The 24,209-nt window shown below is 39.8% G+C and carries 21 protein-coding genes, 1 tRNA gene and 2 pseudogenes; 9 read left to right on the top strand and 15 right to left on the bottom strand.

Features of this window, described 5'->3' with window-relative positions; genetic code table 11:
• The first annotated feature begins 100 nt into the window (after window positions 1-100).
• The 4 genes from CZ225_RS18200 to CZ225_RS18215 all read left to right on the top strand — a co-directional run bounded on the left by CZ225_RS18200 (window position 101) and on the right by CZ225_RS18215 (window position 5,485).
• On the top strand, window positions 101-745 hold the full coding sequence (locus tag CZ225_RS18200; RefSeq protein ID WP_077154908.1) for an AlbA family DNA-binding domain-containing protein: 645 nt from the start codon (window positions 101-103) through the stop codon (window positions 743-745).
• 43 nt (window positions 746-788) lie between these two features.
• Window positions 789-2,177: an alanine/glycine:cation symporter family protein gene (locus tag CZ225_RS18205; RefSeq protein WP_077154909.1), complete on the top strand. Its 1,389-nt coding sequence runs from the start codon at window positions 789-791 to the stop codon at window positions 2,175-2,177.
• 111 nt (window positions 2,178-2,288) lie between these two features.
• Complete coding sequence (locus CZ225_RS18210) at window positions 2,289-2,921, top strand: hypothetical protein (RefSeq protein WP_077154910.1); 633 nt, start codon at window positions 2,289-2,291, stop codon at window positions 2,919-2,921.
• 392 nt (window positions 2,922-3,313) lie between these two features.
• Window positions 3,314-5,485: a KamA family radical SAM protein gene (locus CZ225_RS18215; RefSeq protein WP_077154911.1), complete on the top strand. Its 2,172-nt coding sequence runs from the start codon at window positions 3,314-3,316 to the stop codon at window positions 5,483-5,485.
• Window positions 5,486-5,592: 107 nt separating this feature from the next.
• Here the strand turns inward: CZ225_RS18215 and CZ225_RS18220 are convergent, their stop codons facing one another.
• Window positions 5,593-7,188: a SusD/RagB family nutrient-binding outer membrane lipoprotein gene (locus CZ225_RS18220; RefSeq protein ID WP_077154912.1), complete on the bottom strand. Its 1,596-nt coding sequence runs from the start codon at window positions 7,186-7,188 to the stop codon at window positions 5,593-5,595.
• A 14-nt stretch (window positions 7,189-7,202) separates the two neighbouring features.
• Complete coding sequence (locus CZ225_RS18225; protein ID WP_077154913.1) at window positions 7,203-10,313, bottom strand: SusC/RagA family TonB-linked outer membrane protein; 3,111 nt, start codon at window positions 10,311-10,313, stop codon at window positions 7,203-7,205.
• Window positions 10,314-10,435: 122 nt separating this feature from the next.
• Here CZ225_RS18225 and CZ225_RS18230 point away from each other — a divergent pair, with 122 nt between their 5' ends.
• A complete protein-coding gene (locus CZ225_RS18230; RefSeq protein ID WP_077154914.1) occupies window positions 10,436-11,032 on the top strand; it encodes a uracil-DNA glycosylase family protein in 597 nt (198 codons plus the stop codon).
• A gap of 103 nt (window positions 11,033-11,135) precedes the next feature.
• Window positions 11,136-11,208 (top strand) — tRNA-Trp (locus CZ225_RS18235).
• A 75-nt stretch (window positions 11,209-11,283) separates the two neighbouring features.
• Here CZ225_RS18235 and CZ225_RS18240 read toward each other — a convergent pair.
• The 4 genes and pseudogenes from CZ225_RS18240 to CZ225_RS18260 form a co-directional block, all read right to left on the bottom strand.
• The gene (locus CZ225_RS18240) at window positions 11,284-11,718 is read right to left on the bottom strand and encodes a DUF5053 domain-containing protein (RefSeq protein WP_077154915.1); all 435 of its coding nucleotides are present in this window, start codon (window positions 11,716-11,718) and stop codon (window positions 11,284-11,286) included.
• A 57-nt stretch (window positions 11,719-11,775) separates the two neighbouring features.
• Window positions 11,776-11,955 carry a hypothetical protein gene (locus tag CZ225_RS18245; RefSeq protein WP_234983074.1) on the bottom strand — a complete coding sequence of 60 codons (180 nt, stop codon included), beginning with the start codon at window positions 11,953-11,955 and terminating at the stop codon, window positions 11,776-11,778.
• A gap of 245 nt (window positions 11,956-12,200) precedes the next feature.
• A complete protein-coding gene (locus tag CZ225_RS18250; protein ID WP_077154917.1) occupies window positions 12,201-12,962 on the bottom strand; it encodes a C1 family peptidase in 762 nt (253 codons plus the stop codon).
• A 416-nt stretch (window positions 12,963-13,378) separates the two neighbouring features.
• Window positions 13,379-14,508, bottom strand: a pseudogene (locus CZ225_RS18260) (YfbK domain-containing protein); the annotation flags it as partial.
• Window positions 14,509-14,719: 211 nt separating this feature from the next.
• On the opposite strand from CZ225_RS18260, the gene CZ225_RS18265 reads away from it, so the two are divergent.
• Together CZ225_RS18265 and CZ225_RS18270 are read left to right on the top strand one after the other, a co-directional pair.
• Window positions 14,720-15,292, top strand: coding sequence for an RNA polymerase sigma factor (locus CZ225_RS18265; protein WP_077154920.1), 573 nt, complete (start codon window positions 14,720-14,722; stop codon window positions 15,290-15,292).
• Window positions 15,289-16,662, top strand: a complete 1,374-nt coding sequence (locus tag CZ225_RS18270; RefSeq protein ID WP_077154921.1) for a hypothetical protein — start codon at window positions 15,289-15,291, stop codon at window positions 16,660-16,662. The genes CZ225_RS18265 and CZ225_RS18270 overlap by 4 nt, the downstream gene beginning before the upstream one ends.
• Window positions 16,663-16,674: 12 nt before the next feature.
• On the opposite strand, the gene CZ225_RS18275 is transcribed toward CZ225_RS18270, so the two are convergent.
• From CZ225_RS18275 to CZ225_RS18305, 7 genes are all read right to left on the bottom strand, one after another.
• Entirely contained in the window at window positions 16,675-17,859 is a 1,185-nt protein-coding gene (locus CZ225_RS18275) for a DUF418 domain-containing protein (protein ID WP_077154922.1), read from the bottom strand.
• 161 nt (window positions 17,860-18,020) lie between these two features.
• On the bottom strand, window positions 18,021-18,893 hold the full coding sequence (locus CZ225_RS18280) for a pyridoxamine kinase (RefSeq protein ID WP_077154923.1): 873 nt from the start codon (window positions 18,891-18,893) through the stop codon (window positions 18,021-18,023).
• A 17-nt stretch (window positions 18,894-18,910) separates the two neighbouring features.
• Window positions 18,911-19,492 (bottom strand): LutC/YkgG family protein, encoded by a 582-nt coding sequence (locus CZ225_RS18285; protein WP_077154924.1) that lies wholly within the window; start codon window positions 19,490-19,492, stop codon window positions 18,911-18,913.
• Window positions 19,485-20,873: a lactate utilization protein B gene (locus CZ225_RS18290; protein WP_077154925.1), complete on the bottom strand. Its 1,389-nt coding sequence runs from the start codon at window positions 20,871-20,873 to the stop codon at window positions 19,485-19,487. Before CZ225_RS18290 ends, CZ225_RS18285 begins: the two co-directional genes overlap by 8 nt.
• Window positions 20,870-21,610 carry a (Fe-S)-binding protein gene (locus CZ225_RS18295; protein ID WP_077154926.1) on the bottom strand — a complete coding sequence of 247 codons (741 nt, stop codon included), beginning with the start codon at window positions 21,608-21,610 and terminating at the stop codon, window positions 20,870-20,872. Before CZ225_RS18295 ends, CZ225_RS18290 begins: the two co-directional genes overlap by 4 nt.
• Before the next feature lie 50 nt (window positions 21,611-21,660).
• Window positions 21,661-22,209 carry a 7-carboxy-7-deazaguanine synthase QueE gene (locus tag CZ225_RS18300; RefSeq protein WP_077154927.1) on the bottom strand — a complete coding sequence of 183 codons (549 nt, stop codon included), beginning with the start codon at window positions 22,207-22,209 and terminating at the stop codon, window positions 21,661-21,663.
• 23 nt (window positions 22,210-22,232) lie between these two features.
• A complete protein-coding gene (locus CZ225_RS18305) occupies window positions 22,233-22,586 on the bottom strand; it encodes a 6-pyruvoyl trahydropterin synthase family protein (protein ID WP_077154928.1) in 354 nt (117 codons plus the stop codon).
• A gap of 187 nt (window positions 22,587-22,773) precedes the next feature.
• Here CZ225_RS18305 and CZ225_RS18310 point away from each other — a divergent pair, with 187 nt between their 5' ends.
• Window positions 22,774-23,133: a YbaN family protein gene (locus CZ225_RS18310; protein WP_077154929.1), complete on the top strand. Its 360-nt coding sequence runs from the start codon at window positions 22,774-22,776 to the stop codon at window positions 23,131-23,133.
• On the opposite strand, the gene CZ225_RS18315 is transcribed toward CZ225_RS18310, so the two are convergent.
• Window positions 23,103-23,669, bottom strand: coding sequence for a 5'-methylthioadenosine/S-adenosylhomocysteine nucleosidase family protein (locus CZ225_RS18315; protein ID WP_077154930.1), 567 nt, complete (start codon window positions 23,667-23,669; stop codon window positions 23,103-23,105). The genes CZ225_RS18310 and CZ225_RS18315 overlap by 31 nt on opposite strands.
• 97 nt (window positions 23,670-23,766) lie before the next feature.
• Window positions 23,767-24,204 (bottom strand): annotated as a pseudogene (locus tag CZ225_RS18320) (N-acetylmuramoyl-L-alanine amidase); the annotation flags it as partial.
• Between the last annotated feature and the right edge of the window lie 5 nt (window positions 24,205-24,209).

Below are 24,209 nucleotides of genomic sequence, written 5' to 3' on the forward strand. Positions count from 1 at the left end.
TTCCTGAAATAAACGCATAAAAACGATATTTTTTTTGAATTAATCTGCGAAAAATACCTAAAAAAAGGGCTTTTCAGCATTTTTACCTACCTTTGTAGCCATGAAACCACTTACAGATACCGACTATATACATACTTTGATTGCTGAAGGAGAGCATCAGCAACAGGATTTTAAATTCGAAATATCCGATGCCCGTAAGATAGCAAAGACACTATCGGCTTTTGCAAATACGGATGGGGGCAGATTATTGATCGGTGTAAAGGATAATGGACGGATTGCCGGTGTACGCTCGGAAGAAGAGAAATACATGATCGAAGCAGCCGCCCAACTTTATTGTTTACCGGAAGTGAATTACGAAATGCAAACGTATATTGTGGAAGGTCGCCAAATATTGGTAGTCACTATTGAAGAAAGTCTGCATAAACCGGTTTATGCCAAAGATGAAAACGGTAAACCCCTCGCCTATCTTCGCATTAAAGATGAAAATATTTTAGCAACGCCTGTCCATTTACGTGTCTGGCAACAAAGTGAAAGTCCACGTGGCGAATTGATTCGCTATACCGAACGTGAACAACTCCTACTCGACCAGTTGGAACAGGGCACTTTACTCTCTCTCAACCGATATTGTCGGCAAACCGGCATTTCCCGTCGTTCTGCCGAACATCTGCTGGCTAAATTTGTTCGTTATGACATTGTAGAACCTGTGTTCGAGAAACACAAATTCTACTTCCGTATGAAAAAATGAATAATCACATCGCTATTCCAGATTGGATACTTAATACTTAATTATGGGCTTTATCAACGAAATCAATGACTTGCTCTGGACTTACATCCTAATCATGATGCTACTTGGTTGTGCTATCTGGTTCAGCATACGCACTCGATTCGTACAATTTCGTATGTTACGGGAAATGATTGTACTGCTGAGTGAATCTGCCGGAAAAGGTAAACAGGGTGAGAAACACGTATCTTCTTTTCAGGCATTCGCCATATCCATTGCCAGTCGTGTAGGAACAGGTAATCTGGCAGGAGTAGCTACGGCAATTGCTATCGGAGGTCCCGGATCCATATTCTGGATGTGGATAATCGCTTTACTCGGTGCATCGAGTGCTTTTATCGAATCCACTTTAGCACAGTTATACAAGATACGCGGAAAAGATTCCTTCATCGGCGGACCAGCCTACTATATGAAAAAAGGATTGAAACAGCCTTGGATGGGAATGCTTTTCGCCGTACTTATCAGTATCACTTTCGGTTTTGCTTTCAACTCTGTACAAAGCAATACTATTTGTGCTGCAGCAGAACACGCTTTCGGATTTGACCATATTATATTGGGTAGTATCCTGACTGTGCTGACATTGGTTATTATCTTTGGAGGTATTCATCGCATCGCGCGTGTCAGTAGCATCATTGTGCCAATTATGGCATTAGGATATATAGGACTGGCTTTCATCATTGTTTTGCTCAATATCACTCATTTACCGGGAGTGGTCTCACTCATCATCGGTAATGCTTTCGGTTGGGAACAGGCTTTGGGCGGAGGAGTCGGTATCGCATTGATGCAAGGTATCAAACGTGGACTATTCAGTAATGAAGCCGGTATGGGTTCTGCTCCGAATGCAGCGGCTACTGCGCATGTCTCGCATCCGGTCAAACAAGGTTTAATACAGACATTGGCCGTGTTTACGGATACCTTATTAATCTGTACTTGTACGGCATTCATTATCTTGTTTAGTGGCACTCCGCTGGATGGTTCAGCCAATGGTGTGCAACTCACCCAACAAGCATTAACCAATGAAATAGGTGCGTCGGGAAGTATCTTTGTTGCCATAGCTCTTTTCTTTTTTGCATTTAGCAGTATCTTAGGGAATTATTATTACGGAGAAGCCAATATTCGTTTTATTACTCAAAGAAAATGGATACTTTATGTTTATCGGATATTAGTCAGCGGTATGGTACTTTTCGGAGCACTTACCACTCTAGACATGGCTTGGAGTCTGGCTGATATCACTATGGCACTAATGGCAATCTGTAACCTGATCGCTATCCTTTTCCTTGGGAAATATGCAATCCGTCTGCTCGCTGACTATCGCGCCCAGAAGAAAGCCGGTATTTCAAGCCCTGTTTTCAAAAAAGAGAGAATGCCGGACATCGAAAAGGACTTGGAATGTTGGTGAAACCCAACTGTTTTACTACCTTTGCACCCAAATTAGTGAGCGGTAAACTGATACAGTTTGATCTCGTCCACTTTGTTCTCTATTTGTAACCTGTAATTAGTAAACATAACAATGGGCTTATTTGGTTTATTCAAGAAAAAATCCGATGAAACAAAAGTCGGCAATGTAGAAGATTTTATATCATTGACCCGGGTTTATTTCCAATCAGTAATTGCTACGAACCTAGGTATCACAAACATTCGTTTTTTACCTGATGTAGCTAACTTCAAACGTCTTTTTAAAGTGCCGACGCAAAACGGGAAACTGGGACTTGCCGAAAAAACTGCTTCACGCAAAATGTTGATGCAGGATTACGGTCTGAGCGAAGGCTTTTTTAAAGAGATTGATGCATCTGTTAAACGGAACTGCCGCACTCAGAACGATATCCAGTCTTACTTATTTATGTATCAGGGATTCTCCAACGACCTGATGATGTTGATGGGCAATCTGATGCAATGGAAATTCCGTATGCCTTCTATTTTTAAGAAAGCACTTTACGGAATGACCCAAAAAACAGTACATGATGTATGCACTAAATTAGTATGGAAAGCTGATGATGTGCATAAGACTGCCACCGCTGTCCGCCAATACAAAGAACGCCTGGGATATTCGGAAGATTGGATGACCGAATATGTGTACAATATCGTAATGCTCGCTAAAAAAGAACCTAAGCGAAAAGATGACGACACAGAGACGAAAAAATAAATCGTTTGAAATGTTAGAAAGAAAAAAATAATCGTAAAGAATAATATAGTAGGAAAAGCGAAGTTAGATTAACTCCGCTTTTTTTGTTATCTTTATAGAGTATTTTACTTCCGCAAGTATCCCCCAAAGCTTCAGAAGGACATTACTTACTTGGTTGTTGAATATTAATAGTCTACTTCTCAACTATTAATAACCTGCATTCCAGCTATTAATACTCTACTTTTCAGTTATCAATAGTTTGTAAACAGACCGTAAATGTTATAAGAACGGGTTCATTGACGCACTTGCGAAAGCTGGACAAATTGACAATGACGCGTAGGAGTATTTGTCATAGTGGTATCTATTATATCAATTTTAGACTTATTAATTAACCAATAAAAGAAAAATCGCTTATGAAACAAAAGAAAATGCTTACACTTACACTTTCACAGTTAAAACAGATCTATATCCAGGACATACCGGAGTTGATGGAAATAGCAACAAGAAATTCAACTATTGAGGATTTCAAGTCTAACTTGTCACTATATCTGGACACCTGCCAAATAGATGGAAAAATAGCGGAAGAGGCAAGAGAGCAAATTCGACTCTTACTACATTATGATGGGCTAAATGTCCATGAACTGTCTATGGGACAGGATATGCCAGTACAGACAATCCGGTTGCTTTATCAGTTTCTGACAGGGATGTTGGAGAATGTAGAAATGCCGACGGATTTGTTTATAGAAATCTTTCAGATGTTCAAGAGGCTGAAAGGAGAAGAGGTTTCCATACCATCACCTCAACGTATCAAAAACCGCAGCGATCGCTGGGCTACAGGACTGGATGAAGAAGTACAGGAGATACGTGCTGAAAATAAAGAGCGGATGTTACATCTGCTCATCCAGAAGATAGAGAACCGGAAATCCAAACCTTCGGTACGGTTCCATTTTGAAGAAGGAATGAGTTACGAGGAGAAATACCAATTGGTAAGTGAGTGGTGGAATGATTTCCGTTTTCATTTGACAATGGCAATAAAAAGTCCGATTGAGTTGAATCGTTTTTTAGGAAATTCACTTTCCCCCGAGACGATGTATTTACTTTATAAAGCCCGGAAAAAAGGAATGCCATTCTTTGCAACCCCCTATTACCTTTCATTGCTTAATGTTAGTGGAGAAGGCTACAATGATGAAGCAATCCGAAGTTACATCATTTATTCACCGCGGTTGGTGGAGACCTATGGAAATATCCACGCTTGGGAAAAGGAAGATATTATAGAAGCCGGGAAGCCGAACGCTGCCGGATGGATGATCCCCGGACATAACATTCACCGTCGTTATCCGGAAGTAGCAATTTTAATCCCAGATACCATGGGGCGTGCTTGTGGAGGACTTTGTGCTTCTTGCCAACGTATGTACGACTTCCAAAGTGAACGGTTGAATTTTGAATTTGAAAGTTTAAAACCGAAGGAAAGTTGGGAACACAAATTGCGCCGGTTGATGACTTATTTTGAAGAAGACACTCAGTTGAGGGATATTCTTATCACCGGAGGTGATGCGCTGATGAGTCAAAACAAGACACTACGTACTATTTTAGAGGCTGTCTACCGCATGGCTGTACGCAAACAAAAAGCAAACCAAGAACGTCCGGACGGAGAGAAATATGCAGAGTTACAACGAGTACGGTTAGGTTCCCGCCTACTGGCCTATCTGCCGATGCGTATTAATGATGAATTGATTGATATCTTACGGGAATTTAAAGAAAAAGCTTCAGCTATCGGTGTCAAACAATTTATCATTCAGACTCACTTCCAGACTCCTTTGGAGGTTACTCCTGAAGCAAAAGAGGCTATCCGAAAAATTATTTCCAGCGGATGGATTATTACCAATCAGTTGGTGTATACGGTTGCCGCTTCCCGTCGGGGACATACGACACGACTTCGCCAGGTGCTCAACTCATTAGGTGTAGTATGTTATTATACTTTCTCTGTGAAGGGATTTAATGAGAACTATGCGGTATTTACACCCAATAGCCGTTCGATGCAGGAACAGATGGAAGAGAAAATATACGGACAAATGACTCCAGAACAAGCAAAAGAGCTATACAAACTGCTGGAAATTAAAACTGAAACAAATAAAGATATCAAAAAAGGTAATGAGAAGTCTCAAGCAACCATAAAAAAAGAGCCCAAAGAAGGTACTGCTGCTTTGATCAGGCACTTTATGAAAAAACATCATCTACCTTTTCTGGCCACTGACCGAAATGTTTTAAATTTACCAGCCATCGGTAAAAGCATGACATTCCAGTTGGTAGGACTGACTGAGGATGGAAAACGTATTCTTCGCTTTGAGCATGACGGAACACGTCGTCATAGCCCGATTATCGGAAAGATGGGTGAAATCTATATTGTAGAGAATAAATCATTGGCTGCCTATCTTCGTCAATTAGGGAAAATGGGAGAAGATCCGGAAGAGTATGCTTCTATCTGGAGCTATACGAAAGGGGAAACCGAACCTCGTTTCAGTTTATACGAGTATCCTGACTTCCCCTTCCATACAACAGAAAGAATGAGTAACCTGATCATTTAATTCCTACTATCGACCGATAAAAGAGTTCCGGCAAAGGGAAAAGGAGAACCTACATAGAAAAAAACAGAAATGATCTGTTTCATCATACACTTCGCTATTGTAATTTTTTATTTCAGGTTATTATTTCCTGTATCCCACCAAAGTCTCGTACCTCCATTATCATCATCCCCCAAAGCTTTCACAAGAGCGAGATACTGTTCGAGATTTTCCGTTTGCAGCGTACCGGGAAAGCAAAGACGACGTATCATTATCTCCGTATCGATACTTCCGTTTTTGCTATGGTTGAAACGTACAGGAAACAAACGTGGATATCCTGTCCGCCGTTGCTCTGCCCATGCTTCACAACCTTCAGGAAACATAGCAATCCATTTTTGAGTGATGATTCTTTCTAACTTTATCTCTTTATCATCTTGTGAGTTCCACTTCGGCGAGACTTTACAACGAGCTTCTATATTATTAGCACTTTCAAAAGTATCCACAAAATCAATAGCTGTCCGTTCACTGTTCAAATAATCCTCGACTTGGTATATACCGCATTGGTGAAAAGAAGTAGTTATTCCATTTCGATAGCAAGTTTCTTCATCCTCATCTGTCCATCCACGCAAAGCAGCTTCGGCACGCAAAAACCAAATTTCTGCAGGCGTCATCAGAGGCGCATCCGTATTTTGATTACAAGATAATTTAGAGAGTCCGGCATAATGATTGTGGGCAAAACATGTTCCCTGACGGATTCCATGATATTCCCCCTTATACTTTTCATCCGTACAAGATTCAAAATAGACTTTTAGCCGTGGATCTTCAAAACCTTTCAGAATAGATTCCATAGCAGCACTCATATAGGTTTCATTCCAGACACGATTTAATTCGCCCAACGGATTGGTATAACCGGATTCTGTTAAAACCGCAACTCCTTCTGTCTCAGCTTCAAAAACGCCATATTCATTTTTCAATCCTTTGAGAAATTCCAGACGGGCTTTATTCGGATCAACTGCAGAAAGCCGCATGGACAAACGCATCCGTAAGGAGTTGGCAAACTTGACCCATGTGGAATATTTACCATCCAGCAAAATATCAAAACGAGCAAATCCGTTAGCTTCGGGTTTCTCCTCTATATAATCAGTAAGAGCAACCACAGCAGAATCCAGCTCATTAAAAAACTCATAATAAACATCCTTCTGAGTATCAGGTTGATAATGGCTTTGTGCATCAGCAAAATGTTTATAAATAATAGGACCATAATAGTCTGTCATACGATGCATCACCTCTACCTTTAGTATTTTTGTTATGCCGAACAAAGCCGGTTGCTCATAGCGAGTTGCATTTTCCGACTGAAATATCTGTGGGAAAATATAGGAATATATAGTTGTCCACATGGCACTATTCCAACCATCCTGCAGATTATAATCAGAATTATGGGTACCTCCGTTCAAAGGTTTACTATCATGCATATACCCGCAAAACATATCTGCATTCAAATTTTGTATTAGTTGGAAAGGCCAGTTTTTCCCTTTTCCGTAATCATAATTAAAATAAATGCCTTGCTGAATAATTCCCAATCGAATCCCATAACCATTGTCGTCAATGATCAAATCTTCATCGGTAATACCGGACAAGTCTGTATTGAAATCACGAAACTTTCCGGTACATGCGACAGACAGTAACAGGACACCCAACAAGCATATGTATATGTACTTCTTCATCATTTCCCCTCCTACCTTTAAAACTCACATTTCACAGTAAAGCCCAGACTACGTGTAGTAGGCATACCAAAAACTTCAATACCTTGATTGTCATTACCTGTAGATAACACCAGATCGGGATCAAACGGGGCCTTCTTATACAAGAAACAAAGATTACGTGCAACAAAAGAAAGTTGCAGACTTTTTAGCACATTCGTTCTCTGCATCCATTTCTTTGGAAAATCATAACTCAATGAGACTTCCCGCAAACGAAGATTGGTTGCGTCATACATATAATATTCCGTCACTCCGGCACGTCCCCCCACTACATTCTTATAAAACCCCTTTACATTGTCTATACGGTTTCCTTCCAACATTATATACCCTCTGTCACGTGCTTGGGCGGTTACTTCCGAAACACCATAAAGATCCATTTCAGCCTGAGTTTGTGAAAGAATCTCGCCCCCATAACGCCAGTCCAATAAGAAATAGAGACTAAACCCTCTATAAGAAAAGGTATGATTCCATCCCATCATAAAGACAGGATTAGCATTTCCTACTTTCACCGTATTACCATCGCCTTTCACTTGAGGGAGTCCTTTATATTCCCCCTCCGTTTCGTACAAAATGTTTCCTTCGTTATCACGAACAAATGCCTTACCATAAATATCACCAATAGAACCGCCTTTGACAAGCTTCATCGCATAACTGGACGAGAAACTGGTAGGTCCATAGGCAAACTCTTTCAATTGTTCATGCAGTTCAAGAATCTTATTCTTATTGGAAGAAAAATTCAGAGAAGTCTTCCAAGTAAAATCGGACGTTAATATCGGAGTAGCCTCCACCGTCATTTCCCATCCCCGATTCTGAATATCTCCGGCATTGACATAGCGATAGGCATATTTATCTCCGGCCAGAGCAGGAAGCTTGAAAAATTGATTATGAGTATTCGTACGATAATATGTAAAATTGACCCCTAAACGATGCTGTAAAAATTTCCATTCCATACCAATCTCCGTTGATCGGGTCATTTCCGGTTCCATCTCTTCAAAAGGAGCAGCGTCATTGGCTTGTATTTCTCCCCCTGCAGTAATATGCGAAACAGAATTGGTTATAAATAGAGGAATATCATTTCCCACTTTACTATATGTCCCGCGTATCTTGGCTAAAGAGATCCATTCGGGCAACTCAATCCATTTGCCAATTAAAAAAGAGATTCCTACAGAAGGATAAAAGAAACCGATTTTCTCATGCCTGGTATAGGCAAGAGTAGACGACCAGTCATTACGGGCAGTCAGATCAAGAAATATTCCCTCCCGATACCCCAATTGAGCCGTACCGAACACAGATTGCAGTTGCCGGCGGGCATCTATTTTCTGATCAATACTAGATGATCCGTTCATGATGATATTTGCAAGATTAAATACATTGGCATACTTTAAAGAGGCATTTTTAGAATCGTAACGAATAGAATTCACATTTTTATCATTGATACTCCCGCCAATAGCCATATCTAATGTAAAATCATCCCATTTCTTTTTTCCCATCATCATGACATCACCATAAACCAATGTCTCCTGATAATCCATTTCAATATACCGCCCATTTGCTCCACACAATGCGGGAGCTGTAGAAGCATAAAACTTCTGCCGTAACTTATCGGCTAGATAATCCACATTACCCCGAGCCTGAATAGTCATCCAATCATTCACTTTCAAACTTGCCGAAATAGAAACAATGCTTCGCATACGTGTATCCTTACTCTGAATACGGTTCACCACCCAATAAGGATTCTGCTCAAAATCCTCGGTAAAAGTATGCCAGTTTTGTGTATTCAGTTTTCTATCTTCATCGTATGCTTCAAAATGATCTTTATAATAAGATAGATCTTCTCCCCTCGGAAAACGATATAACCCTACTAACGAATTCATGTAAAAACCTCCTGAAACAGGTTTATTCTTGACAATCTGTCTCATAACATTCACATTACCATCTAGTTTCAGACGTTTATTAAACATGACAGCAGTCTCCCGAAGATTGATATTATGCTTCACTAATTGATTCTTATCAACAATACCTCTTCCGGTCGTATTGGCATAAGAGAAATAGGTCTGAAGTTTTTCATTTCCATAATTAACAGATAAAGAAGAGATAGAGGTCACCCCGGTACGAAAGAAATCATTCAGGTTGTCAAACGCTGTTAGATTGGAGCGTGTTCCCCAACTATCCACGACATCGCTTACCCCATACCGGTTTTGCATTTCAGGAAGAGCAAAAGCTTTTTCGAAAGTCAACCCGGTAGAAAAGTTAATATTCCTTTGCCCCACCGAGTTCCCTTTCTTCGTTGTGACAAGAATGACTCCGTTGGCTGCCTGACTACCATATAAAGCAGCCGCAGGAGCTCCTTTTAAGATACTGATACTTTCCACATCCTCCGGATTAAGATTAGAGATACCATCACCTCCATCCCGGTTACCGGCGTTTGCCGTCCCACCAATAGCAGAATAAGCCTGCTCCGGGCTTTCATTCAGCATTGGTACTCCGTCTATCACATAAAGAGGCTGATTGTCACTGGATACCGAACGAATTCCCCGAATACTTATTTTCGCAGATCCCCCCATACCGGAAGAATTCTTATTAATCTGCACTCCGGCAGCTTTTCCGGCTAAAGCAGTGATCATATTCACTTCTTTCACCCTATTCAATTCCTTCCCGTTTATATTCTGGACAGCATAAGCCAAAGAAGATTCATTCTTTTCAAGTCCCAAAGCGGTCACAATTACTTTATCGAGTATCAATGTGTTTTCAGTAAGACATACTTCAAGTGTCTTTTTACCTGCTACACTTACCTCCATCGTCTTGTAACCCACAAATGAGACTTCCAAGATAGCACTGTCCGGAACAGACAAAGTGAAATTGCCTTTCACATCAGTTACCGTCCCTTTTGTCCCTCCCTTTTCATGTACATTTGCACCAATTAACGGCTCACCATTCATATCAATAACGCGCCCTCTCACTAACGAATCAGTGGTGGAAGCTTCTATTATTTCTTTAAATCCCAATTGCTTTGAAGCATAACTTTTTTCACCTGAGAAAAAGAACAGAATGATAATAGAGCAACTTAGAATTATTCTTATTTTCAATAACATCATATGAAGAGTTCAAACATTAACGGACAAAAATAGCTAAATATTTTTAAAAGGACATTTTTTCGCATCGATTTTGAGAGAAAAGAACAATATGATTATTTTTGTAGAAAATTAAAAGAGAAATGGAAATAGAAATTGAAACACATCCATTAGAGCCTTTTCTTCCACCAAACGCAAAATTGCTGATGTTAGGGAGTTTTCCGCCACAGAAGAAACGTTGGTCCATGGATTTTTACTATCCAAACCTGAACAATGATATGTGGCGTATTGTTGGATTTTTGTTCTTCAACGACAAGGATTATTTTCTGAACGAGACACGAAAAGCGTTTTGTAGAGACCGGATCATTGATTTTCTGAATGAGAAAGGTATTGCGTTGTTTGACACCGCCTCATCCATCAGGCGATTGCAGGATAATGCTTCAGATAAGTTTCTGGAAGTAGTGCAACCTACGGATATAGCAACATTACTTCGTCAAATTCCTTTATGTAAGGCAATAGTTACCACGGGGCAAAAAGCTACTGATACGCTCCGGCAACAATTGGAAGTGGAAGAACCGAAAGTCGGTGATTTCTCCGAATTTATCTTTGAGGGACGTGCCATGAGACTGTACAGAATGCCTTCTTCGTCGCGCGCCTATCCGTTGGCACTGGATAAAAAAGCGGCTGCTTACCGGATTATGTATCAAGACTTGGGAATGTCACAAACAGCTCTGTACTAGTTGGGTTCAAACCCGAAGAGTGGGAAAAATTAAAATAGTTAAAAACTTATTTATCCGAACGCTTGCAGATTCAGAAGTTTCTATTACCTTTGCAGCCGCAAACACGGGAGTAGCTCAGTTGGTAGAGCACCGGTCTCCAAAACCGGGTGTCGGGAGTTCGAGCCTCTCCTCCCGTGCAAGGTCAAACTTTATACTAAAAAAAATAAAAAGGCCTCCAATTCATGGAAGCCTTTCATCCGAAAGTTGTGTTTTTAAAAGCGATGCTTCCTCAAACGGAGAGCACTTCTCTTTATTCGTTCACTCAAATCGAGTAAACTATCTGATAATAAATCAATTTCTTCGTTAGTAAAAACAGCAGCCTTATTATTAACATGATAACCATTCAAACGCTGACTGAACCAAGAACGTGACTTATTAAAATATTGTTCAGCAATGTAAGACCAAGTTATAGCCGGAACAATATCTTTCAACGCTTGCTTGAAATCATGCTCATCAATTAACGCCTGTGACAGATCAATTGTTTCCTGAGCTTTAGAAGAAAGGATCTCAGCAAACTCACATTTTTCCTTCTCGTTTTTCCCAGATAACGTATGAGCTATTTTGCCCCGGAATTGTTTCCGTTGTTCATCCGTCTCTAACTGGAGAAATTCATTCAACAAATTATTTATTTCCTTATCTGTTCCCATACACTTTTATATATGTTGGTTTTTAAAGCACCCCCTCACTACATGAGGGGGTTAATGTTAGTCTTTCAGTTGTTTGAGGAGTTCGATCAACTTATCCAGCTGAATATCGATCAACCTCTCTAACTCTCTTTGTGGGTATCCTTGCTTTAACAATTCCTCCGCACTTTGGGCATAGAACTGTAAGCATCGCTTTACATGTTCTATGTGAGCCTTTAGCTCATCCTGATTGTCAAACATCGCTTTAAAAACACAGTACAAATATAATAAACATTTGTTTATTAACAAAGCTTTTACAGATAAATCTGCCTTCAAGTTAATTATTTAACACTTACATAACCTGAAACTAATAGATCAATCAGGAAGTGTTTAAGAGAATCAGTACATTTACAACAAACAAACTTCAACCATGGAGATTCTTTACCCCAATTACATATTAGAAAATATCGGTATATTGATTTCTGTTGTTTATATCCAGCGACTAATCATTTCAGATGAAGTGCCATTGCATCATTAGCATAAAGCAAGGCATAAGCATAGGGAATACGTCCATATCCTTTATCCCCAAAAGATTCTCCGAATGAATTTTTAAAAATGAGATACCCTCCACCGGGTGTTTTTTCATCAGCCTGATACCCGACAATCAGGATACTATGTCCATCAAATACATTCTCACGCTCTACTACCGCCAGTTCGCCATGCTCCCCAATAGCTTCACCTTGTTTAGGCCATTGAAAACCGATCGCAACCGGATGATTAGCATCCAATTGTTTTTGCACTTCGTGCAACTGCTCTTTTGTAATACCATTTTTAGGATTCCACTGCTTAATCCATATCTGTTTACCTATTTTACGAGATATCGCATCTTTTTTCGCCGACTCAGAAGGCTCCACTTTCTCTGTGAAACGCGTAGCGTAAGGCATATAATCGTCTGCACAGATTCCATATTTTGCCATTCCGTCTATCGCATAATTAAAAAATGAACCATCGGCATTTATTCCCTCTATCTGATTGGCAGACCAATTCAGATATTCTACCGACAACGGTGTGTTATCTTTCAAAACATGGGCTCGTTCAAATTCTATTAAACCAACAATGGTAAATATAGAACAAGTTCCCCTACTACCCTGATCTTTTACTGATATTCCATACTTTTCAAAAAGTGGACGCAAATCTTTTCCCTGTGGAAAACCTTTTGAAAAGGAGAAAAACAATGCAACAACAATTAAAGTTAAGATTTTCTTCATTTGTACGATTTTTATAGTCATCAGACAAAGATAAGATTTGAAAAATATGAAAACAAAAAAACAGAGTTTTTTTATTCCGCTTCCATCAATTACATCATATCATTCATACCAATAAAGCAGCTTTATCCAAATGGCGGTCAGCTTCTTCACGTTCAAAATCACGTGAGTTACATCATTGTTTTTCAGTTTGATATATGTTTTCTAATTTTAATGTCTGCACACTAGATAGTAAAAAATAGCCTTATATAAATTTATTCGTTCCACCACTGTTATCTTTTCGTTCCATAGTGGTGGAACTAAAAGATAACAGTGGTGGAACGAAGCGGAAACAACTGTGGAACGAATAAAAGATAGTACTACCTTTTTTTAATTATCAGTATCTAACCCCTTAGCAGCCTCTACCAAGCGAACGAACTCTCTCCTGTATCTTTCGCATCATTATTGAAGTCTTCATCTTTCAATAAACGGCTCTCAAAACCTATCAATCTATAAGTCTGTACAATACACCACTCTTACGTTCTTTTTCTATCAATTGCTCCAAACCTTCTTCAGAAGAAACGCCTACATTAAAATCACCGTCCGAGCAAAGAATAATTCTGTTATTTCCATTAGAAATAAAATTCTTTTTTACGATACTATAAGCCATTTGGATACCTGCACCTCCTGCTGTAGAACCTCTGGCAATTAGTTCATCTATTGCTTCACGTATCTTTTGTTTATCACTTCCGGAAACAGATTCCATTTTTACATCCGCATTACCGGCATAGGTCACAATTGCGACTTTATCTTTATCACGCAAGTTATTGACCAACATTTTAAGAGATGACTTCACTAAATCCAATCGCTCCTCTCCCCACATAGAACCGGAGACATCAATCAAAAAGACCAAGTTAGAAGCAGGCAAGTTATCTGTTGGAATCTCTTTCGCTTTCAATCCGATTCGTACCAAGCGATGAGTAGTATTCCAGGGACAGTCACCGGCTTCTATTGTTATCTTTACCGGATCATCTCCGGTTGGCTTCGGGTATTCATAAGTGAAGTAATTCACCAATTCTTCCGTACGAACAGCATCAGCAGGGGGAAGTTCACCTCTATTAATAAAACGACGCATATTACTGTAAGAGGCTGCATCCACATCAATGGAGAAAGTAGACAGTGGTGCATCCGAAACTTCTTTGTAACCATTTTCATTGATCGGTTTATATTCTTCGCCACGCATTGTTACTACTCCACTCACATTTCCCGCCAATGCATTGACTAAACCCATTTGTCTCAGTTCCTCTACTCTTACAGATGTTACAGCACCTGTAACAGTTATCTTCTTTTGTGCTGCTGCTCCGTACAATTTTTGTGTACCTGTTCCGCTCACCACGACTTCTTCCAATATATCCTTAGCAGATTCATTCATCACCACATTTATTTCCTCAGACTTAACAATCACCTCCACTGTCTCAAAACCTATATATGAGAAACATAAAATTCCACCTTTAGCTACTTGAATAGAGTAAGCTCCTTTGATATTTGTAGTTGTGCACTTACTTCTCCCAAGGCAATAACTGCCATCAGCAGTACGAGCATGATCGTTCTAAATTAATTTGTTTTCATAACTACAAGTATTTAATGTCATTATTAATTCACTTTTACTATAGAGACGCAGAATACACCCAAATTTCATAAGCTGACTAAAGTTTTTTTTATTTTTCTTCTGTCCGTTGTGATTTATCATTTCTATTTCTATCTTTGGCAACAAAAATAAAATTCTGATATTTAGAAGAGACATATCGAAGCTATCGGACGAAGAACTACTAACATGCTATACCAAGTCCGGGGATACAGAATATTTCGGTGAATTATACAACCGTTATATCCCGTTGCTTTATGGTCTCTGCCTGAAATATCTACAAGATGAGGATAATGCACAAGAAGCAGTCATGCAACTATTTGAGGATCTAATCCCCAAAATGAGCAATTATGATATAAAAATATTCAAGCCATGGCTCTATCGAGTGGCCAAAAACCACTGCTTGCAACTGTTACGAAAGGGAAACAAAGAAATTTCACTAGATTATACCATTAATATTATGGAATCTGATGAATTTCTGCATCTTTTAAGTGAAGAGGACAATCCGGAAGAGCAACTCAAAGCATTGCACGCTTGCTTGGAAAAGTTGCCCGAGGAACAACGAACCAGCATCACCCGTTTCTTTCTGGAAGAAATGTCTTATGCTGACATTGCCGAACAAACCGGACTCACTCTGAACAATGTGAAAAGCTATATCCAAAACGGAAAGCGGAATTTGAAAATCTGTATTAAGAAACAAACCCTATGAAACTATTGGATTACATACGAGGACTACGCAAAGGGAAAGAAGCCCATCGACTGGAAAAAGAGTCGATGAGAGACCCTTTTCTAGCTGATGCCATGGATGGATACCAGCAAGTAGAGGGAAATCATGAAGAACGGATTAAGGAACTACAGAATTTTATAACAGCCCGCTCTACAAAGAAAAGATATTCGTATGCCATCACCTGGAATATTGCCGCTTGTCTGATCATCGGAATTGGTATCAGCAGTTATTTCTTATTCCTGAAAAATAACATGCCGGAAGATACATTTATAGCAAAAGAAACGACTAATGCTAGGACAGTAACTCCTGAAGTCTCAATTGATCCGGAAACTCCGAAAGAGGAAATTATTCATTCCCCATCTGCTGCAAAAAAGAAACAGGACTCAAGTCATGTAGTTACCACAGATAAAGAGATTAAAAAAGATATTATTGCTAAATCAACAGTCGTAACTACTCCCCAAAATCTTCCTGCCAAGAATTCGGTACCTATAAAAGAAGAAGTTTTAAAACCTGCGAAAACTGAAAAAGAGGAAAACCCTATCAGTACAATAGATACACTTATCTTACCTAGTAATGAGAAAGATACGAAAAGACTCAAACTGAGTGCCAATGCCCAGAATATTATAGAAGGAATGGTGATCGATGATAAAGGGCAACCTCTTGTCGGTGCTAATATAACTTTTGGGACAAAAGAAACGGATAATAAAGATCAGTCTCTACTATATGGTACCGTAAAAACTCACGAAGGAAAAGTTCACGAAACTATCACAGACATTAACGGAAAGTTCACAATTCCCAAAGATCTACTCTTTGGAAAATTGAAAGTAAATTACATTGGGTATGATCCTGTCAGCATCACTATTAAGGACTCACTCCAGCCAATACTCATAGCAATGAAAGAAAGTACCCAATCAAAATTTGACGAAGTGGTAATAACCGGGACCGGTGCAAAAAAGAAGATGACTGTTACAGGTGCTGTCACATCTGTGAACGTAGAGGATCTGAAACAAGCACCTTCTACCAATGCTTTGGCAGGATCTATACCAGGAGTAATCAAAAGAAGTACTGTAAAAGCCCCAAAGCAGATAACTCCGGAACCTGTAATCGGAATGAAAAAGTACAAAAAATACCTGAAAGAGAACCTGATACCCCCTACGGATGAAACTTGTAGTGGAATGAAAGGATCTGTCATATTAACTTTCTCAGTCAGCAGAAAAGGACGTCCCAACTGCATTAAAGTCAAGAAGGGACTTTGCGAATCCGCAGATAAAGAAGCAATACGCCTAATTCTGGATGGTCCGGATTGGACTTACGGAAACACTTCTGCAGAAGTTACCGTAAAATTCAAGTAACCGGAGATACTATTATCTCCCGGTTCCAATCCAAGTACCTTTGCGCCACAAGAACTCCAAAGGCCCTTGCTTATGCCGTGCAAGCCACCAACGGCTAAATATCAGTTGAATAGTAAAGATACATAATGCAATAAGAATACTTCCTGTTGCTCCCGCATATCTATACATAGAGAGTCCGAAACCATAATAAATACAAACTCCCATAATAGACTGGGATATGTAATTTGTCAAACTCATACGACCATACGGAATCAACAGACTTTGCCAACCATACCCACTATTTTTCTTAAACCAAAGTAATGTAAAGATAGAAACAAGAATAACCATGAAAGCAAAATTAGCGTAAGAAGGTACGGCTATTTTATAAGGAACCAAAACAGAAGGACTGGTTATTAAACCGGGAACGAATGTCTTCAAACAATAGAGAGGAATAAAAGCAATGGCAGCATATTTCAGCATCTTTTTCCAGAAACATGTAGATTCTTCACTCTTAATAAAATACTTTCGGCGTCCCAGCAACATTCCGAACATGAATAAAGCAGCAGTCTGGAACAGACGACCATTTTCTACTTGCCAAATGTTACTATACAATTGCCCGTCAGTAATATTAGAACGAAGTACTTCCAGGAAACTACCATTAGCTGTTACTACCTGGGCACGTTCAGCATAAGGGATAAAGTGACCTGTCACAGGTACATAATTGGGATCGATCATCGCATAAATAGCACGTCCCCATTCATAAGGCTGCAAAAGCAATATAACAGCAATCCAGAAAACCGTTTTATCATTTAACTTACATACCGGAATCAAAGCAAAACCAACTACTGCATATAACAAAAGTATATCACCATTATAAAACAAAGCATGTAACTGCGCAAATAAGAACAACAGACACAATCTCCACGCAAAACGTCCACGAAAGTCAGTACCCCGTTTCTCCGCATTACGCAATTGGATATAAAAACTAAACCCGAACAATAAAGAGAAAGTAGCATACGCTTTTCCTGCAAACAAGAAGAACATCGTATCCCACATATACTTATCTATCGTTTGTAACCACGCCGGTACTGTAACTTCCAACGGTAGAAACAGATTATAATGTTCCAGATTATGTAACAATACAATAGCTAAAAGGGCAAATCCGCGCAGAGCATCTACTACCCCAAGCCGTTCAGTCGTTTTAAGTGTTTGAGTCATAAAATACATTTATTCAAGATTACTTAATAATGGCGGTAAAAATAGCAGTAAAATCTGAATAACAAAAGTTTATAAACATTAAATGATATATTTAGTTTCCCCTCTGCTTACTCTACATCTGTAAGGAACCGCAAACTTGTTCTTTCCGTTCCATTCATGAGTTAGATCAGTTCGTAACTAGCCATTTGTATAGGCATATCCAAATTATGCAAAACCTTCTCCAGCAAAATTCCTTCCCTATTATCATACTCATAGCCAAAAGTAGCCCGAATCCCTTGCAAAATAAATTGTGTTGCACGGTCCAATGCCATCGGAAGACTGTCTCCTTGCATTAAAGAACCGGTTATAACACTCGTGAACGTATCTCCGGTTCCGGGATAGTGAGCCGGTAAATAAGGACAGGTCACTTTCCAATAGCGATTTCCATTCCTGTTATATGCATAGACAGAAGTTTTACGTGTATCTTCATGCACCGGAACACTGGTTATAATGACTACTTCCGGTCCCTTATCGGATAAATGACGCAGGTATTCCTTTAATTCTTCATCCGTATTATCTGCTTTATACGGTTTATCCAACAAATAAAAAAGTTCGGTCAGGTTCGGAGTTATCACATCCGCTTTTGTAATCAGATGACGCATTTCCTTGACCATATCCATGTCGAAGTTGGTATACAAACGCCCGTTATCTCCCAATACCGGATCTGCTACTACCAAACTATCCGGTCTTCTGAAATCATTAATAAAATCAGAAACAATCTGAATCTGCCTGGGAGATCCCAGATAACCTGTATAAATCGCATCAAACTGTACCTCCAATTTCTTCCATTCAGCAATAATCTTCGGCATTTCATCGGTCAGGTCCAAAAAGGAAAAACCGGGATACTGTGTATGATTAGACAACACAGCTGTAGGAAGTGGACAAACCTGAAATCCCATTGACGATAAAATGGGAATTACAACCGTCAATGAAACTCGTCCCATCCCCGAAAGATCATGAACAGCCGCTATTTTCTTTACTTTATTTGCGTACATTATTTATATTTGCTAATTCATTTCAAAATAACTAATACTTCCCGCGCTCCATGAGCCCCCATCACCAACGCTTGTTCAATATCAGCCGTTTTCGACGGACCGGAAATAAATGTTCCGAACTGATATTCTTGTCCGACTAACTCGCAATAAGCATCAAACATCGTATTTACAATTTTATTCCGATCAAGTAAAATTACCAAGCTTTCGGAAATAAAGTAAATAGCTTTATACTTGACTCTTTGTGGAATCCATATGGCTCCATTTTCTGCGACTCCTATCTCTCCTTCAACTACTGCCACCTCTGTCCCGTCCAATTCCCTCGGATCATCCAGATTGTCCGGATTGAAAGTAGCACAAGAAACCTCCGGTAACACAGAAGCTATACGTGTTGCAGCCGGATAAGTACGACGAATGACTTGATTCACATCCTCTCCTTCCCCTAATATCACAGCAGTACCGCCAACAGCCCGACTAATCGCACAAAACTGCTCTATCTTATCAGGATAAGACATTCGTTTCATATTTACTATATCCGGCTTGTCATAGCGAACCTGTGTATTTTTGCGGATATTCGCTAAAATTTCTTCTCTACTACTCATTGCTATCCTCCTTTCCCTGTACTTTATTCTTTTTCCACATTTCATTGAACGACTCTTTGGCAAACTTCGGAAGTTCCCGTCCTTTTCCCCAAGCATCAAAATCATTATATTTCATAAAGCGTGGCAGACCATTCACCACGGGAGCTACCCACAAAGCCGCATTGAACAATGCCGGACGGTCCATCAGGAATTTCATGCCACCGGACATTATTTTCTTTCCGGCACTTGCTTTTCCTAAACCATCCAAATCCTGACGCCACTTATAAATCTGCTCCGCCAAATCTACCTTCACCGGACAGACATCCGAACAGGATATACACAATGAACAAGCAGAAAGATTATCGTAATACTTCTCCGGATCATGTGCCATCCCCAGATTAATACCAATAGGTCCGGGAATAAAATAAGTATAAGAATATCCTCCGCTCCTGCGATACACCGGACAGGTATTCATACAAGCACCACAACGGATACAATTTAATGTCTTAATATGATCCGTCTTAGATAGTATTTCACTTCGACCATTATCAACGATGATAATATGGTATTCTCCCCCTTCACGCGGACGGCGATATTGGGAAGTATAAGTTGTCACCGGCTGTCCGGTAGCCGAACGTGCTAACAGACGTGTAAATACCCCTAAAGACTCCAAGTCGGGTACAATCTTTTCTATTCCGAAAGCAGCAATATTCAGCTTCGGATAAGACGTTCCCATATCCGCATTCCCTTCATTTGTACACACAACGATATCTCCCGTAGAAGCTACGGCAAAGTTTGCCCCCGTCATGGCAGCCTCTGCATTCAAGAAAAGATGTCTCAGATTCTTACGGGCCGCATGAGTCAGATAAGTCGGATCAAAGTTACCTTTTTCCGTACCCATCTCTTTTTCAAAAAGCTCACCCACTCGCTCCCGCTTAATGTGTATAGCCGGCATCACGATGTGGCTCGGTGCCTCATGCATCAATTGCAGAATACGTTCTCCCAGATCGGATTCAACGACGTCAATTCCACGTTCCATCAGGAAAGGATTCAGCCCGCACTCTTCGGCAAGCATAGATTTACTTTTGATAAAATGATGGACATTATGTTCATTCAATATATCATAAACAATGGCACAATATTCATCCGCATCTTTCGCCCAATGAACAATAGCTCCATTAGCAGTAGCATTTTTTTCAAACTCGACCAAGAGTTCTTCCAAATGGCTGTTGGAATAAAGCTTTAATTCACAAGCTTTATTACGCAGTTCCTCCCACTCGGGAACTTCTTTACTCATCTTGTCCCTTTTGACACGAACCATCCAAAGGGTTTCGTTATACCATGCTGCCATCTTGCTGTCCTGCAAGAACTTCTCTGCAGCTTTTGCATGTTTGGTACTCATGACTGCGAAGCTAAGATTTCTACTATATGAATGATTTTTATAGGAAGATGTTCCCTTTCAATAACGCCCTGCATATGCATCAGGCAGGAACTATCAGCTCCTACGATATATTCGGCACCGGTAGCCATGTGATTTTTCACCTTATCCCGTCCCATACAAACAGATACCGCTTGTTCTTCCACAGCGAACATACCTCCAAATCCACAGCATTCATCCATATGAGCAGGTTCGAAAACCTCAATGCCTTCTACCATATCAAGTAAATCACGCAACTTATTAAAATAAGGAATGTTCCATTCACTTGGAGCAGAAAGAAATAGCTCGCGCACCCCATGGCAACTATTATGAATGCTTACTTTATGTGGAAAACGTGCCGGCAGTTTCGAAGGTTTAAGCACATCATGGATAAATGCACAAAGATCATGAATCTTACCCGCACTTTGGCAAATATGTCCCTCTTTCTTTAGAATACCGGGATGATTCTCTTTCACAAAAGCCACACAACTGGCAGAAGGACCGACAATATAATCGTACTTCTGAAACAATTCATCAAACCGGAGTGCCAACTTCACCGATTCATCCTCAAAACCGGCATTTGCCATCGGTTGTCCGCAACAGGTCTGGTCTAACGGATAATCGACATCTACTCCCAAACTTTTTAATAGCTTATATGATGCCACCCCCACATTCGGATAGATAGCATTGATATAACAAGGAATAAACAAACCTACTTTCATAATGTATATGTAAAATATTAGATGCTCCTCTAGTCCATCCGTTTATCTATTTAACGGATGTCGATAAGTTTATGCGTTTGCAAGCTAAGTCTCCATTTTGGGTGCCGCATTACGCAGTCTACTGTTTCAGCAGTATTACTACAAGAACAAGGTTGAAGGTAAAAATGTTCGGCAAGAAGTGATTCATAAATGCTGATATCTTGTCCTTCATAGACAACTTTCACTTCATCCATTCGGGTAATCTCCAATTTAGTTCCTTGTTTAGGAGAACAGGTTACCCAATCGATAGATTCGGGCAACACACGAGTTCCATTTGTTTCAATACAGACATATTTACCCGCTTCATGCAAACGGTCAATAAAATCATCATCTATCCATAACGAAGGCTCACCTCCCGTCAAGACAACCGTAACAGCAGGATATTTCTTTACTTCAGCAATGATTTCTTCATCAGTCATCATTATTCCTTCCTCATGTTGCGTATCACAAAAATCACAACAGAGATTGCATCCCGAAAAACGAACAAAGATAGCGGGCGTCCCAGTGTGATAGCCTTCACCCTGTAAACTATAAAAGATCTCGTTAATTTTTTTCGCCATTTTTATCTCTCATTCACCGTTTCTTATTCCTTTTCATTTTCTAAAGAATCTTTCTCGTAGATAACAATATTCCCTTCCGACTCCTGTACTTCCACTTTATAGCACTGAGGAATCTGCTTACAAACCCAACGGGCTATATTCTCTGCCGTTGGATTAAATGGAAGAACTTCATTCAGATTTTGATGATCAAGTTTTTCCATAACCACTTCTTTAATTCGGGTGAAATCGACAACCATTCCTTCTGAGTTCAGCCGTGCTGAGCGGCAATAGACAGTGATAATCCAATTGTGACCGTGTAGACTAGCGCATTTGCTGCGATACGGGAGCACCAGCTTATGAGAAGCTGAAACTTCCATGCGTTTAATTACTGTAAACATTGTTGTATAAATTAAAAGTTACCTGCATCTAATGTCACCTCGATACAAGTACAAAGATAGTATAAAAAGAGTTTTCATTGGTCAAACCTCGTTATTTTTTCACTTTTCTACTCAGCAAAATAGGCAACACCAAATGTAGAATACAAATAAATTTGCTTCTGCATCCGGTTTGCACTATATTTGCGGCATGAAAACTCTCTGTATTGTTTTAGGAAGCATCTCTCTGGCACTCGGCATTCTCGGCATCTTTTTACCGTTATTGCCCACCACTCCTTTCCTATTACTTACGGCTGCCCTTTATTTCAAAGGATCGCCCCGATTATATAATTGGCTGCTGAATCACCGACACTTCGGACCATATATTCGTAACTTTCGTGAGAATAAAGCCATACCACTACGTGCCAAGATCCTCTCTCTCACTCTGATGTGGGGGACCATGTCTTATTGCATTTTCTTCCTGATCCCACTTTTATGGGTAAAGATACTCCTTGCACTGATAGCAGCAGGAGTCACTTATCATATACTTTCTTTCAAAACATTGAAATAATGCGAGAGTCCCCGCCGTGCATCTGCTAGTTTATCTTCCCAATGTTTCACGGAGTTCTGACCTATAATGTCCGAAACATATTTCACAGAGATGAATGGAATCTCTTTAGCCCGACAAACAAAAGCCTGAGCATAAGCCTCCATATCTACTACATCTCCACTCACGTGAGTCAGTTCTGTCAAAAAACTATCTCCGGTATTGCAAATTCCTTCCTCTGTCCAATTCTCACAAAAACCTTTTTCTTTCAACAAAGCAGATGAATCTATCTCCGACTCCAAACCGAAAGCTGTCATCTTTTGCATATCTCGGTCTACGAACTTACGACAAACAAAAATATCCCCAACCTGATGATTGACTGTTCCGGCCGTACCAAAGTTCAAAACCAAATCAGGCTCTACCTGACGAATCGCTTCCGTCAAATGAAAAGCCGCCTTCACTTTACCAATGCCTGTACGAACGTAATAAGGTTCCACTTCAGGCCATTTTATCTCTACAAACTCGCCTTGAACGGCATAGGTTATTAATATTTTCAACATAAATACCTCCTAAATTATACAACTTTTATTTATAAGAGAATAAACCAATCACATATCAAATGTACAAAAGTAATTATTTTATTGAATTTCTCCTACCCAGCCAAGACTTAACATCGAAACAAGGACAAAACTTTATATATTCATAAGACTCAACCACTCCATCCCTATCCAGATCCGGTGAAGTATCCCGATGTCCTAAAATTTGGTGAATATCATATTTATTCTTTAAATCGATCACCAATTGAGAAAGCGCACGTTTCTGCTCATTGGTCCGCGTATCCGCCGGACATCCGTTCTCATCCAAACCACCAATATAACATATCCCGATACTTCGTTCATTCCAACCTTTGCAGTGAGCACCAACTAAAGACACATCACGCCCTTTCTCTACTTTTCCATCCAAACGAATCACATAATGATATCCGATTCCGTTAAATCCACGTTTGCGATGCCAGCCGTCAATATCCATTGCAGTAAAATCCTGTCCGGTTTTCGTAGCCGAACAATGTATGATAATAGAATCTATCTTTCTCATGATAT

Origin of the sequence: Bacteroides bouchesdurhonensis (assembly GCF_900155865.1) — a bacterium.
GTDB lineage: Bacteria > Bacteroidota > Bacteroidia > Bacteroidales > Bacteroidaceae > Bacteroides > Bacteroides bouchesdurhonensis.